15 protein-coding genes and 1 pseudogene are annotated in these 11944 nt (G+C 68.1%); 10 read left to right on the top strand and 6 right to left on the bottom strand.

Annotated elements, in window-relative coordinates; all coding sequences use genetic code 11:
• Positions 1–6: 6 nt before the first annotated feature.
• The gene (locus tag SNE34_RS05500; RefSeq protein WP_332615442.1) at positions 7–486 is read right to left on the bottom strand and encodes an FKBP-type peptidyl-prolyl cis-trans isomerase; all 480 of its coding nucleotides are present in this window, start codon (positions 484–486) and stop codon (positions 7–9) included.
• A gap of 106 nt (positions 487–592) precedes the next feature.
• On the opposite strand from SNE34_RS05500, the gene SNE34_RS05505 reads away from it, so the two are divergent.
• Together SNE34_RS05505 and SNE34_RS05510 are read left to right on the top strand one after the other, a co-directional pair.
• A complete protein-coding gene (locus SNE34_RS05505; protein ID WP_425604463.1) occupies positions 593–1174 on the top strand; it encodes a C40 family peptidase in 582 nt (193 codons plus the stop codon).
• A 116-nt stretch (positions 1175–1290) separates the two neighbouring features.
• Positions 1291–1947, top strand: a complete 657-nt coding sequence (locus SNE34_RS05510) for a C40 family peptidase (protein WP_425604457.1) — start codon at positions 1291–1293, stop codon at positions 1945–1947.
• 8 nt (positions 1948–1955) lie between these two features.
• Here the strand turns inward: SNE34_RS05510 and SNE34_RS05515 are convergent, their stop codons facing one another.
• Positions 1956–2447 (bottom strand): acyl-CoA thioesterase, encoded by a 492-nt coding sequence (locus tag SNE34_RS05515; protein ID WP_332615444.1) that lies wholly within the window; start codon positions 2445–2447, stop codon positions 1956–1958.
• A 173-nt stretch (positions 2448–2620) separates the two neighbouring features.
• Here SNE34_RS05515 and SNE34_RS05520 point away from each other — a divergent pair, with 173 nt between their 5' ends.
• The 3 genes from SNE34_RS05520 (at position 2621) to SNE34_RS05530 (ending at position 4552) form a co-directional block, all read left to right on the top strand.
• Positions 2621–3043 carry a hypothetical protein gene (locus SNE34_RS05520; protein WP_332615446.1) on the top strand — a complete coding sequence of 141 codons (423 nt, stop codon included), beginning with the start codon at positions 2621–2623 and terminating at the stop codon, positions 3041–3043.
• A gap of 133 nt (positions 3044–3176) precedes the next feature.
• The gene (gene bla / locus SNE34_RS05525) at positions 3177–4064 is read left to right on the top strand and encodes a subclass B3 metallo-beta-lactamase (protein ID WP_332615448.1); all 888 of its coding nucleotides are present in this window, start codon (positions 3177–3179) and stop codon (positions 4062–4064) included.
• A complete protein-coding gene (locus SNE34_RS05530; protein ID WP_332615450.1) occupies positions 4064–4552 on the top strand; it encodes an NUDIX hydrolase in 489 nt (162 codons plus the stop codon). Before bla ends, SNE34_RS05530 begins: the two co-directional genes overlap by 1 nt.
• Before the next feature lie 4 nt (positions 4553–4556).
• Here SNE34_RS05530 and SNE34_RS05535 read toward each other — a convergent pair whose 3' ends face one another.
• On the bottom strand, positions 4557–5018 hold the full coding sequence (locus SNE34_RS05535; protein WP_425604464.1) for a GNAT family N-acetyltransferase: 462 nt from the start codon (positions 5016–5018) through the stop codon (positions 4557–4559).
• A 141-nt stretch (positions 5019–5159) separates the two neighbouring features.
• On the opposite strand from SNE34_RS05535, the gene SNE34_RS05540 reads away from it, so the two are divergent.
• Positions 5160–6854 carry an alkaline phosphatase gene (locus tag SNE34_RS05540; protein ID WP_332615454.1) on the top strand — a complete coding sequence of 565 codons (1695 nt, stop codon included), beginning with the start codon at positions 5160–5162 and terminating at the stop codon, positions 6852–6854.
• 134 nt (positions 6855–6988) lie between these two features.
• On the opposite strand, the gene SNE34_RS05545 is transcribed toward SNE34_RS05540, so the two are convergent.
• Positions 6989–7408, bottom strand: a complete 420-nt coding sequence (locus SNE34_RS05545) for a CopD family protein (protein WP_332615455.1) — start codon at positions 7406–7408, stop codon at positions 6989–6991.
• A gap of 129 nt (positions 7409–7537) precedes the next feature.
• On the opposite strand from SNE34_RS05545, the gene SNE34_RS05550 reads away from it, so the two are divergent.
• The 3 genes from SNE34_RS05550 to SNE34_RS05560 all read left to right on the top strand — a co-directional run bounded on the left by SNE34_RS05550 (position 7538) and on the right by SNE34_RS05560 (position 9955).
• Complete coding sequence (locus tag SNE34_RS05550; protein WP_332615458.1) at positions 7538–8146, top strand: class I SAM-dependent DNA methyltransferase; 609 nt, start codon at positions 7538–7540, stop codon at positions 8144–8146.
• 193 nt (positions 8147–8339) lie between these two features.
• Positions 8340–9605 carry a polyhydroxyalkanoate depolymerase gene (locus SNE34_RS05555; RefSeq protein WP_332615716.1) on the top strand — a complete coding sequence of 422 codons (1266 nt, stop codon included), beginning with the start codon at positions 8340–8342 and terminating at the stop codon, positions 9603–9605.
• Between the two features lie 59 nt (positions 9606–9664).
• Positions 9665–9955 carry a TFIIB-type zinc ribbon-containing protein gene (locus SNE34_RS05560; RefSeq protein WP_332615460.1) on the top strand — a complete coding sequence of 97 codons (291 nt, stop codon included), beginning with the start codon at positions 9665–9667 and terminating at the stop codon, positions 9953–9955.
• A gap of 195 nt (positions 9956–10150) precedes the next feature.
• Here SNE34_RS05560 and SNE34_RS05565 read toward each other — a convergent pair whose 3' ends face one another.
• Entirely contained in the window at positions 10151–11095 is a 945-nt protein-coding gene (locus SNE34_RS05565; RefSeq protein WP_332615461.1) for a sensor domain-containing protein, read from the bottom strand.
• Entirely contained in the window at positions 11092–11499 is a 408-nt protein-coding gene (locus SNE34_RS05570; RefSeq protein ID WP_332615463.1) for a PadR family transcriptional regulator, read from the bottom strand. The genes SNE34_RS05565 and SNE34_RS05570 overlap by 4 nt, the downstream gene beginning before the upstream one ends.
• Positions 11500–11666: 167 nt before the next feature.
• Between SNE34_RS05570 and SNE34_RS05575 the strand changes: the two are divergent.
• Positions 11667–11834 (top strand): annotated as a pseudogene (locus tag SNE34_RS05575) (HupB); the annotation flags it as partial.
• Positions 11835–11944: the final 110 nt, after the last annotated feature.

An 11944-nucleotide genomic window follows, 5' to 3' on the forward strand; every position in this document is an offset into this window, starting at 1 on the left:
TCCGGCTCAGTGCTGGTGGCCGCCCTCGCCGTGCACGTGTCCGTGCTGGACCTCCTCCTCACTGGCCTCGCGGACCTCGACCACCTCGATCTCGAAGCGCAGGTCCTTGCCGGCCATCGGGTGGTTGAGGTCGACATCGACCACGCTCATGCCGACCTTCTGCACGGTCACCGCGCGCGGGCCGAAGTTGGTCGACAGCACGGTCTGCATGCCCGGCACCAGCCGCACGCCCTTGAAGTGCTTCTTCGGCACGCGCTGGGTCATGTTCGGCTGGATTTCGCCGTAGGCTTCGGCGGCGACCACGTCGGCGCTGAACTTGTCGCCGGCCTCGTGCCCTTCCATCGCCTTCTCCAGGCCCGGGATGACGTTGCCGTGGCCGATCAGGATCGCCAGCGGCTCGTGGCCATCCGAACTCTCGAGCGATTCCTTGCCCTGCTCGGCAACGGAATAATGGAAGCGGACGACGCGATCTTTTTCGATTTTCATGGGGACACTCGGTAGGGCCGGAAGGACATCGAAGCCTCGTCGCGGCGCGGGCCGGGCCGCCGGCAAGGCGGCGCGAGGGTTGCCGTCGCGACCGCAAGCCTCCAAGCTGTCGGCCGTGACGAAAGCCCATCATTATCCCGGCATCCCCGCCCCCGCGCCAGCGCGCGGCGGCAGCGCGCTCCTTCCGGCGCTGCTGTTGGCGCTCATTGGCGCGGCCGTGCTCGCCGGCTGCGGCGGCAATCGCGAGGTGGTTCGCGGCACGCAAGCCCCGCCGACCGGCGACTGGCCGGTGGTCGCGCCGGAAGACCCGGCCGCGGCCAACGCGGTGCTGATGCGCGCGATCAGCCTGGTCGGCACGCCCTATCTCTACGGCGGCAACACCCCGCAGACCGGTTTCGACTGCAGCGGCCTGGTCAACTACGTCTACGACGACATGTTGAACCTCGCCCTGCCGCGCACCTCGCGTGCGCTGGCCGAATACCAGGGGCCGAGGATCGAGCCGCGACAACTGGCCGCCGCCGACCTGGTGTTCTTCAGCACCGGCGGGCGGGTCACCCATGTCGGCATCTATGTCGGTAATGGCCGTTTCGTGCATGCGCCCAGCAGCGGCGGCACGGTCCGGCTCGACCACCTCGACGGCTATTACTGGCGGGACCACTACAGTGGCGCCAAGCGGATACTGGACTGACGCTCGCCGGAACTGGGATCGACGCCGCGTATCTTTAACGAAAATTTAACGCATTTTGAACCTATCCGGACGCCGCGCCCGGCATGATCGACGCGTGATGACTTCGTGATAAGCGCGTGACGCCCCAGATCCCGAGCCTTGGCCGCCGAGCCACCGCCTCCCGCCGCGCGCGGCCGAACCTGTTCCTCCTCCTCGCCTGCCTGCTGGCCTTGCCGGCGGCGCCGGCACTGGCGCAACAGGCGGCCCCGACGGGAGCTTCCGCCCAAGCCGCCAGCGTCATGCCCGACGCGATGACCCTCCCCGACCGCGCGTTGATGGTCGCCACCGACATCAACAGCCTGCTGGTGTCCGGCAAGACCGCGGCCGTAGCCGCGGACTACACCCCGCCCGACAGCAAGATCAAGACCGTATTGCAGAAGGCCCTGACCCTGCTCGGCACGCCATACCGCTGGGGCGGCACCTCGCCGGAAAAAGGCTTCGATTGCAGCGGGCTGGTCAGCTACGTGTTCCGCAACGCGCTCGGCATCGACCTGCCGCGGGTGTCGCGCGACCAGGCCGAGACCGGCGAGCTGATCGCCGACAAGTCCGAGCTGGCCGCCGGCGACCTGGTGTTCTTCGGCCGTCGCGGCCGGGTCGACCATGTCGGCATCTATGTCGGCGAGGGCCGCTTCGTGCACGCCCCGAGCACCGGCAAGGACGTGATGGTGTCGGATCTCGACAGCGGCTACTGGAGCGGCAAGTACATGCAGGCCCGCCGCGTCGCCGGGATCTGAGTCCGCGCTTACAGCTCCCCGGCCAGCCGGTAGCGCTCGACCGTCTGCTCGATCCCCTTGCTCAATTCCATCACCTGCATCGCGTACTCGGCCAGTTCGCGGTCGTCGTCGTTGACCGGCGTCCAGTCCGGCACCGGGGTCGGCTTGCCCTCGACCTGATCGAGCGCGACGAACACGATCACGCAGTGAGTGCACAACCGCGGCTCGCCGCCCATCGGATCGCGCGCGCTGACCTCGACCGCGAAATGCATGCTGCTGGTACCGGTATGGACCAGCTTGGTCCGCACCGTGACCAGGTCGCTGGTGCGGATCGGGGCGACGAAGCGGATGCCGCCGACCGCGACCGTGACGCTGTAGGTGCCGCTCCAGCCGACCGCGGCGGCGTAACCGGCCTGGTCGATCCACTTCATCACCACGCCGCCGTGGACCTTGCCGCCGTAGTTGACGTCGGTCGGCTCGGCGAGGAAGCGCATCGTCAACTCGCGCTGCTGCCCGCTCATGGAGCCACCCGGGGGGTGGTCGGAGTCGGGCGCAAGCGGGGCGAAACGGGTCGATGATGGAAACGCACGGTCATGGATATCTCCTCGGAGGCCGGCTCATTATGCGCACGCCGTCGCCGCGGCTTGCGGGCCCGCCGCGGCTGCGCGATTCTGCGCGAATCGAAACGGGGAGCATGACGATGGGACGCACGATCCTTGCGGTGGTGGTGGGTGTGGTGGTGGCCTGGCTGGTCATCGTGTTGAGCCAGCTCGCCGGCGCCGCCGCGTATCCGCCGCCACCCGGGCTGGACGTCACCGACCCGCAGCAACTGGCGGCCTTCATCCAGGCCGCTCCGGTGATGGCGATGGCGTGCGTGCTCGGCGGCTGGGTACTCGGCGCACTGCTCGGCGGCTGGACCGCCGCACGGATCTCGCGACGCCACCCACGCATCGCCGCATTGCTGGTCGGCGCGGTGGTGCTGGCCGGCGTCATCGCCAACGCGATGATGATCCCGCACCCGCTGTGGATGACCGCCGCCGGCGTGCTGCCGCTGCCAGCGGCATGGCTCGGCGCGCGCCTTGCCCGCCGCCACCCGCCCACCACCCCGTCCTTGTAGTAGCGGCTTCAGCCGCGAACGGGAATCGGCTTCCCGACAATGTCGCCGTTCGCCGGAGCATTTCCGTGCACCACGCCGTAGCCCGCGCCGGCCTGATCGTCGACACTGTTGCGCCCATCGCCATTTCCCTCCGATGCCGCCTCTCCGCCTGCTCGCCCCGACCTTCACCCTGCTGCTGCCCGTCCTCGCCGTCGCCGCCGAACCGGTGCTGCCGCAACTCGAGGTTTACCAGACCCCCGACAGTTGGCGCCAACCGGTCGCGCCATTCCCGATCGCCGACCGCACCTGGTACATCGGCACCGAAGGCCTGAGCGCGTTGCTGGTCAAGACTGCCGACGGCGCCGTACTGATCGACGGTGGCATGCCGCAAGCCGCTGACATGCTGCTGCGGCATATGGTCGAACTCGGTGTCGCCCCTCGCGACCTCAAGCTGATCCTGCACAGCCATGCCCACGGCGACCACGCCGGCCCGCTGGCGGCGATCCGGCGCGCGACGGGCGCGACCCTCGTCAGCAACGCCGAATCGGCCGCGCTGCTGGCCCGCGGCGGCAGCAACGACATCCACTACGGAGACGACATCCTGTTCCCGCCGGCCCACGCCGACCGCCTGCTGCAGGACGGCGAGACGATCGAGCTGGGCGGCATCGCCTTCACCGTCCACTTCACCCCGGCGCATACCCCCGGCTCGATGAGCTGGACCTGGACCGATACGCGACTGTCCGATCAGGGTGACGGCGAGCCGCTGCGCATCGCCTACGTCGACAGCCTCAGCGCGCCCGATTACCAGTTGCTCGACAATCCGCGCTTCCCGCATATCGTCGATGCTTACCGAAGTGGCTTCGAGGCGGTGCGCAACCTGCCCTGCGACCTGCTGATCGCGCCGCACCCGGGCGGCGTCGGCTGGAGCCCGGCAACGCCCGACGCGCCGCATCCCAAGCCGATGAGCTGCGTCGAGTATGCCGACACCGCCGAACGCGCGTTCAATCAGGAGCTGGCCAAACAACACCAGGCCGCCAACTGATGCCCTACACCCCGATCGTCGCCACCCTCGGCTACGTGCTGTCGCCCGACGGCCGCGAGGTGCTGCTGGTGCATCGCAACGCCCGCGCCGACGACCAGCACCTGGGCAAGTACAACGGCCTCGGCGGCAAGCTCGAGGCCGACGAGGACGTGGTCGCCGGCATGCGCCGCGAGATCTTTGAGGAAGCCGGCATCGACTGCGAGCAACTCGTGCTGCGCGGCACCATCAGCTGGCCGGGTTTCGGCAAGCACGGCGAGGACTGGCTGGGTTTCATCTTCCTGATCACCGGTTTCAGCGGCACGCCATTCACCAGCAACCCCGAGGGCGAACTCAAATGGGTACCGCTGGAACGCCTGCACGAGTTGCCGATGTGGGAGGGCGACCGCAACTTCCTGCCGCTGGTGTTCGACGACGACCCGCGCGCGTTCCACGGCGTGATGCCCTACCGCGACGGTCGGATGGTGTCGTGGCGGTACTCGCGGGCCTGACGTATCAGGACTGCGACGGCTTCGGCCCGACCCGGTAATCCATCCCGACGGACTTCGTGTTCTCGACGAATCCGTACTTCGCATACAGGTGCCTGGCCTCGCCATCGGCGAACAGCGCCACGTGCGCCGTCTCCGGCGCGTTGGCGCGCAGCCACGCATCCAGCGCCGCCATGATCCGCTTGCCGAGGCCGCGCCCCTGGTGTGCCGGCGTGACAGCGATGTCGACCACGAAATAGAAGCAGCCGCCGTCGCCGATGATCCGCCCCATGCCGATCAATTCGCCGTCGCGCAGTATGCGGACGCCATGCAGCGCTCCGTCGACGCCGCGTGCCGCGGCCTCCGGCGACTTGCGTGACAACCCCGCTGCAGATCGCAAGCGCGCGTAATCGACGGCATCCGGAAAGCCCTCCAGCAACACGTCGCCCGTCTCCGCGTCATCTTCGCGGCCGCTGTGGTCCTCGCCCATCGTCTTGCTCTCCACCGATTCCGACGCGCACCTTAGCCCGTCGACGTCGACGCCGGAACGCAATGCCTGCACGACAGCGTCCCACGGCCGCAACACTCACGCGGCATAATCGCCCGAACCATTTGCCCGAAGGCTTAACTGATGCCCCGACTGCACCGCACCTGCCTGGTCCTCGTCCCCACCCTGCTGGCGGCCGCCTGCGCCACCACCATGACGCCTTCCGTGGCGCCGGCGACCGCGGGCCCGGCGCTGCAGGTCGAGGTGCCCGAGATCCGCCACCCCGACGGCGAAACCGCCGCCTGGTGGTTCCGCGACGGCGCCGCCCAGGCCGCGACACGCGGGGCGATGAACGGCCGGGCGAAGAACGTGATCCTGTTCGTCGGCGATGGCATGAGCCTGACCACCGTGGCCGCGGCGCGCATCCTTGCCGGCCAGCGCAACGGCGGCCCCGGCGAGAGCAACCGCCTGAGCTGGGAACGGTTCCCGGCGACTGCACTGAGCAAGACCTACAACACCGATTCGCAGACGCCCGATTCGGCCGGCACCATGAGCGCCATGGCCACCGGCGCCAAGACCCGCGCCGGGGTGATCAGCATCGGCCAGTCCGCCGACTACGGCGACTGCACCGGCGCCCTCGCCGCGCCGCTCGCGACCCTGTGGGAACTGGCCGCCGACAGCGGCATGGCGACCGGCGTGGTAACCACCGCCCGCGTCACCCACGCGACCCCGGCCGCCACCTTCAGCCACTCGGCCAGCCGCAATTGGGAGGCCACCGTGCCCGCCGAGGCGGAGGCCGCGGGCTGCATCGACATCGCTCGGCAGATGGTCGAGTCGCCATTCGGCGCCGGCCCGGACGTGCTGATGGGCGGCGGTCGCACCAACTTCATGCCGGCCAGCCAGCAGGATCCCGAGTACCCCGACACCAGCGGCCGTCGCAAGGACGGTCGCGACCTGATCGCACAGTGGAAGCAGCGCCATCCGAGTGGCACCTATGCGTGGAACGCCGCGCAGTTCGCCGCCGCGCCGACCGACACGCCGCTGCTGGCGCTGTTCGAGCCCAGCCACATGCAGTACGAGCACGACCGCCCGAACGACGCCGCCGGCGAGCCCAGCCTGGCCGAGATGACCCGCGCCGCGATCACCCGCCTGGCCGACGACGCCGAGGGCTACGTTCTGCTGGTCGAGGGCGGCCGCATCGACCACGCCCACCACGACGGCAACGCCTACCGCGCGCTGAGCGACACCATCGCCCTCAGCGACGCGGTGCAGGCCGCGGTCGACATGACCTCGGCCGACGACACCCTGATCCTGGTGACCGCCGACCACTCGCACACCCTTAGCTTCGTCGGCTACCCGACGCGCGGCAACCCGATCCTTGGCAAGGTCCGCGAGGCCAACGACGACGGCGAGGTCGAACTCACCCGCGACGCCAACGGCCTGCCCTACACCACCCTGAGCTACAGCAACGGCCCCGGCTACACCGGTGCCAGCGCCAGCCAGCCGGCCGGCCCCAAGACTTTCCCGCACGACCCGCGGGAGGTGCAGCCTGCGACCGGCCGCCCCGATCTCACCGAGGTCGACACCACCGCTCCGGATTACATGCAGGAGGCCTTGGTCCCGACCAGTTCGGAATCCCACGGCGGCGACGACGTCGGCATCTGGGCGCGCGGTCCCGGCAGTGCCGCGGTGCGCGGCAGTGTCGAGCAGAACGCGATCTTCCACTTCCTGCTGCAGGCTATCCCGCATCTGCGCGAGGCGGTATGTGAGGCAGGCGGCTGCAATGCCGACGGCGTGCCGGTGGAGTTGCCGGCGCCGGACCAGCTCAAGCCGCGTTGAACCGCCCCGTGTAGGAGCGACGTCAGTCGCGACCTGTACATCATCTGCAGGAGCGGCGTGATCGCGATCCACCGAATGGTCGAGACCATGTACAGGTCGCGACTGACGTCGCTCCTACATTAATCGCGACCTTCTCAGAACGGCTTCGCCAACACCAGCCACACGATCGCCACCAGCACCAGCACCGGCACCTCGTTGAACCAGCGCAGCGTCCGCGACGACGGCAGCGCGCGCCCCGCATCGACGCCCTTCAACCAGCGTCCGCTGACGATGAAATACGCCAGCAGCAACGCCACCAGCAGCAGCTTGGCGTGCAGCCAGCCACCGCTGATCCCGAAATGCAGCCACAGCACCAGCCCGAGCGCCACCGCCAGGCCGAACATCACATGGCCGAAGCGGTACAGCCGCCGCCCCATCAACACCAGCCGTGCGCGCACCGCCGGCTCCGCGCCGGCCTCGGCGATATTGACCAGCAGCCGCGGCAGATAGAATACCGCCGCCATCCACGCGATCACGAACACGAGATGGAAGGTCTTGATCCAGATGTACGCCATCGACGGCTCCGGTAGGGTGGCGATGATCGCGACAGGATGACATGCGTCGATCCCCCATCGCGCGCAGCGCCCGCCCAGATCCCGCGAGGGTGCTGCTCCCTACCGTCCAGACCGGCGTTCCCCGACGACATGACCAAGCACTATGACCAAACCTATTTCGACCGCTGGTACCGCGACCCGGCGCTGAAGGACACCGCTATCGGCGGCGGCGCGCGGCTGGCGCGCAAGGTCGCGCTCGCGGTGGCGACCGCCGAGTACCACCTGGAACGACCGATCCGCAGCGTGCTCGACATCGGCTGCGGCGAAGGCGCTTGGCGCGCGCCGCTGCTGAAGCTGCGGCCGAAGCTGCAGTACCTCGGTTTCGACAGCAGCGAATATGCGGTCGCCCGGTTCGGTCCGCGACGCAACCTGCATTACGCGCGCTTCGGCGACTTCGAGCACCTGCGGCCGTGTGCGCCGGTCGACCTGCTTGTCTGCAGCGACGTGCTGCATTACCTGCCGACCCGCGAATTCGACCGCGGCCTGCCTGCGCTGGCCGAGCTTTGCGGCGGCGTCGCGTTCCTGGAGACCTTCACCCGAGCCGACGGCATCGACGGCGACACCGAGGGCTTCATGGCGCGGCCGGCGAAGTTCTACCGCGAGCGTTTCGCCCGGATCGGCCTGGCGCCCCTCGGTTCGCACCTGTGGCTGGGACCGCCACTGCGGGGCGACGCTGCAGCATTGGAGCTTCCGGGCTGAATCAGCCGCGATCGTAGGAGCGACGTGAGTCGCGACCTGTACATCACCTCCAACGTTCGGCGGGTCGCGACTTACGTCGCTCCTACGCGTCAGGGCTCGCCCCCGGAACGCCGACCCCGATTCACGTTTCCGCCACCACAATCCGCTACGCTGCAACGCAACATATCCGTACTCAGGGGAACGGAACCGCATGTTGCTCTACCAGATGCACGAGTTCGGCCGCGCGTGGATGGCGCCGGTGACCTACTGGGCCGACGCCGGCGCCAAGATGTTCGGCGACCATGGCAGCTGGCTGTCGACGATGCCCGGCGCCAACCGCCTGGCCGCCGGCTACGAGCTGCTGTACCGGATCGGAAAGGACTACGAGAAACCCGAGTTCGGCATCCACCGCATCGACATCGACGGCACCGAATACCCGGTGGTCGAGCGCGAGGTGCTGCGCAAGCCGTTCTGCCGCCTGCTGCGCTTCAAGCGCTTCGCCGACGACGCCGGCCACATCGCCAACCTGCGCGACGATCCGCCGGTGCTGGTGGTCGCGCCGCTGTCGGGCCATCACTCCACCCTGCTGCGCGACACCGTCAAGACCCTGCTGCGCGACCACAAGGTCTACGTCACCGACTGGATCGACGCGCGCATGGTGCCGACCTCCGAAGGCAACTTCGGCCTCGACGACTACGTCGGCTACATCGAGGAATTCATCCGCAGCATCGGCGCCGAAAACCTGCACGTCATCAGCGTCTGCCAGCCGACCGTGCCGGTGCTGGCAGCGGTGTCGCTGATGGCCGCGCGCGGCGAAAACACGCCGCGTTCGATGGTGATGATGGGCGGCCCGATCGATACCCGCGAGAGCCCGACCCAAGTCAACGACCTCGCCGTCGACAAGCCGCTGTGGTGGTTCGAGACCAACCTGATCCACAACGTGCCGGCGACCTACCCCGGCGCTGGCCGGCCGGTGTACCCCGGCTTCCTGCAGCACGGCGGTTTCATGGCGATGAACCCGGAGCGCCACGCGCAGTCGCACTGGGATTTCTACGAGCACCTGCTCAAGGGCGACCTCGAGGACGCCGCATCGCACCGGCGCTTCTACGACGAGTACAACGCCGTGCTCGACATGCCGGCCGAGTACTACCTCGACACCGTGCGCGTGGTGTTCAAGGAGCACCTGCTGCCGCGCGGGCTGTGGGAGATCAACGGCGAGCGGGTCGACCCGTCGAAGATCACCGGCACCGCGATGCTGACCATCGAAGGCGAGCTCGACGACATTTCCGGCCAGGGCCAGACCCGCGCCGCGCACAAGCTGTGCACCGGGATTGCCGACGACGACCGCCAGCACCTTACCGTGGAGGGCGCCGGCCATTACGGCATCTTCAGCGGCCGGCGCTGGCGCCAGCAGGTGTATCCGCAGGTGCGCGACTTCATCGCCGGCCACGCGGGCACCGGGCCTGACTCCCGGGGTTGATTTCGACGCCGTCGGCCAGATGTCGGTTGGACGCCATTCCGCGTGATCGAGGAGCTCCGATGGACTGTCCCGTCTGCAACGACGTCAAACTGGCGATGTCCGACCGCCAGGGCATCGAAATCGACTACTGCCCGCAATGCCGCGGCGTCTGGCTGGACCGCGGCGAGCTGGACAAGCTGATCGAGCGCGCCAGCGTCGAGATGGCGCCACCGCCCCCGCCGCCGCAAGCCACGCGCCCACCGCCGCTAGAGCAGCCGCGTTACGAGCAACCCCGCTACGACAAGCGGGATTCGGACTACTACCGGCACAAGAAGAAAAAGAACCTGCTCGGCGAGCTGTTCGACTTCTGATGTTCGAAGGCCCGGGGGATCGTTCCCACCGGGCCTTCCTGTTGGATATGTGCCGAGGGTGGCGATCCGCCCGTGGTCGTTGTCGCTGTCGTTGTCGTTGTCGTTGTAGGAGCGACGTAAGTCGCGACCCGCCGAACGTACGAGGTGATGTACAGGTCGCCACTTACGTCGCTCCTACATCGGGCGGCTCTTGGCTCACGAATACTGCGCCGACTTCACCAGCAGGTGCTTGGCCAGTTGCCCGTGCAGGTGGCCGATGCCGCGCACCAGGTGCAGGGTCGCGAACAGCAGCAGCACTCCGGACACCAGCGCCAGCGGCAGCTGCCACGCCTGCAGCGACGTACTCGCCTGCACGCCGTCCCAGCCAAGCAGTTGCCAGCCGTCGAACTGCGCCGAGGTCTCGAGCCCGCCGAACCACACCGCCAGCGGCGCGGCGATGAACGTCAGCGACATCACCAACAGGATCACGGTCACCGTGAAATAGACCACGCCCAGCGGCAGCATCAGCAGGAAGTACAGCTGGGTGCCCCAGATGCGCGGATCGGTGAACAGGCCGATGATTCGCTGCAGCAGCGGCTGCCCGCGGGTGCTGTACAGCGGCCGTCGCGGCATGCGCTCGCCAAGCATGACCTCGATGATCCGGCCCTCGACCAGCGACAGCACCCGGATCGAGCCGAAATACAGGATCACGAACGGGATGCCGATGATCAGCACCGCCAGGCCCAACGACATGCTCACCCCGGCCACCACCCAGGTGAAATAGAAGATGCCGGTCGCCAGCGCCAGCAGCATGTAGAACAGCGCGCCGTAGGTGCGCGGATCGGCGACGACGCCGAAGAAGCGGCCGACCAGCGATTTCGACCGGCGCGGCGCAGGGGCGCGCAAGGCGGTCTGGACGGTGACTTCCGTTTCGCGATAGATCCCGGCGACTTCGTCGGGCGCACCGTAGCTGCCGGCGACCGAGGCGATCACCTCCGCCTCGCTCTTGCCCGGACTCTCGGCCAGTTCCGAGCGCAGGTATTCCTCGGCGTCGTACAACGCGTCCTGCACCAGCGCCGGGTCGGCGCCGGCCAGCGCGCGGCGCAGGCGCTCCAGGTATTCGGCAATCGTGGTCGGCGGTACGAAGTTCGCGGTGTTCATAAGGGCGGCCCTGGGTTGGTTGGGGCGATCGATTTGGGCGGGGCGATGACCGGCACGAGTACCGCATCGACCGAGTCGCGGGTGGCGCGCCAGGCCGCGGTCCAGGCATGCAGGACCTCGCGGCCGAACGCGGTGATGCGGTAGTAGCGGCGTGGCGGGCCGGCGTCCGATGGCTCGACGAAGCTGTCCAGCAATCCGGCCGCACCGAGGTTGCGCAACACCGGGTACAACGCGCTCTGCTTGCCGGCCAGAACCCCTTCGCCGATGTGCTCCAGCCGCTTGGCGATCTGGTAGCCGTACATCGGCTCGGCCGCGGCGGCCATCACGGCCAGCAGCGCCAGCGATACGGTGCCGGCCGACAACTCCTTCTGGAATTTGCGCAGCAGGGGTTCGAGTTCGGTCATGGCGGTCGGCCGTGTTTTCAGCTTGTAGCCAACACTACTACTCACTTCGCTATAGCTAGCGTGCCATTAGTCATCGAACGCCGTAATCACATGCTTTTGGCGGCTGTTGAACCCCGGATTTGCTGGGATGGCCGTGCCGCTCCCGCCCGCGGCACGGAGAAAACGTCATGACCCGTGGAGACAAAGACAGCTACACCGACAAGCAGAAGCGCCAGGCCGAGCACATCGAAAAAAGCGAGGAGAAGGAAGGCAAGTCGAAGAAGGACGCCGAACGCATCGCCTGGGCGACCGTCAACAAGCAGGACGGCGGCGGCAAGAAGTCGGGCTCCGGCCGCGACAGGGACTGAAACCCAATTGGTGCCAACGCGGCGCTTCGGCCAGAATCGGGCTTCATCGAACCGACCGGAGCCACCCGTGACGAATCCGCGCCTGCTGTCGACCGCCC

The organism is Novilysobacter erysipheiresistens (assembly GCF_036663935.1).
GTDB lineage: Bacteria > Pseudomonadota > Gammaproteobacteria > Xanthomonadales > Xanthomonadaceae > Novilysobacter > Novilysobacter erysipheiresistens.

What these genes read in the sequence shown, in the direction of transcription:
- SNE34_RS05500 (WP_332615442.1), bottom strand. Translation starts at nt 486, where the DNA reads ATGAAAATCGAAAAAGATCGCGTCGTCCGCTTCCATTATTCCGTTGCC.
- SNE34_RS05515 (WP_332615444.1), bottom strand. Translation starts at nt 2,447, where the DNA reads ATGAGCGGGCAGCAGCGCGAGTTGACGATGCGCTTCCTCGCCGAGCCG.
- SNE34_RS05520 (WP_332615446.1), top strand. Translation starts at nt 2,621, where the DNA reads ATGACGATGGGACGCACGATCCTTGCGGTGGTGGTGGGTGTGGTGGTG.
- bla (WP_332615448.1), top strand. Translation starts at nt 3,177, where the DNA reads ATGCCGCCTCTCCGCCTGCTCGCCCCGACCTTCACCCTGCTGCTGCCC.
- SNE34_RS05530 (WP_332615450.1), top strand. Translation starts at nt 4,064, where the DNA reads ATGCCCTACACCCCGATCGTCGCCACCCTCGGCTACGTGCTGTCGCCC.
- SNE34_RS05535 (WP_425604464.1), bottom strand. Translation starts at nt 5,018, where the DNA reads ATGGGCGAGGACCACAGCGGCCGCGAAGATGACGCGGAGACGGGCGAC.
- SNE34_RS05540 (WP_332615454.1), top strand. Translation starts at nt 5,160, where the DNA reads ATGCCCCGACTGCACCGCACCTGCCTGGTCCTCGTCCCCACCCTGCTG.
- SNE34_RS05545 (WP_332615455.1), bottom strand. Translation starts at nt 7,408, where the DNA reads ATGGCGTACATCTGGATCAAGACCTTCCATCTCGTGTTCGTGATCGCG.
- SNE34_RS05550 (WP_332615458.1), top strand. Translation starts at nt 7,538, where the DNA reads ATGACCAAGCACTATGACCAAACCTATTTCGACCGCTGGTACCGCGAC.
- SNE34_RS05560 (WP_332615460.1), top strand. Translation starts at nt 9,665, where the DNA reads ATGGACTGTCCCGTCTGCAACGACGTCAAACTGGCGATGTCCGACCGC.
- SNE34_RS05565 (WP_332615461.1), bottom strand. Translation starts at nt 11,095, where the DNA reads ATGAACACCGCGAACTTCGTACCGCCGACCACGATTGCCGAATACCTG.
- SNE34_RS05570 (WP_332615463.1), bottom strand. Translation starts at nt 11,499, where the DNA reads ATGACCGAACTCGAACCCCTGCTGCGCAAATTCCAGAAGGAGTTGTCG.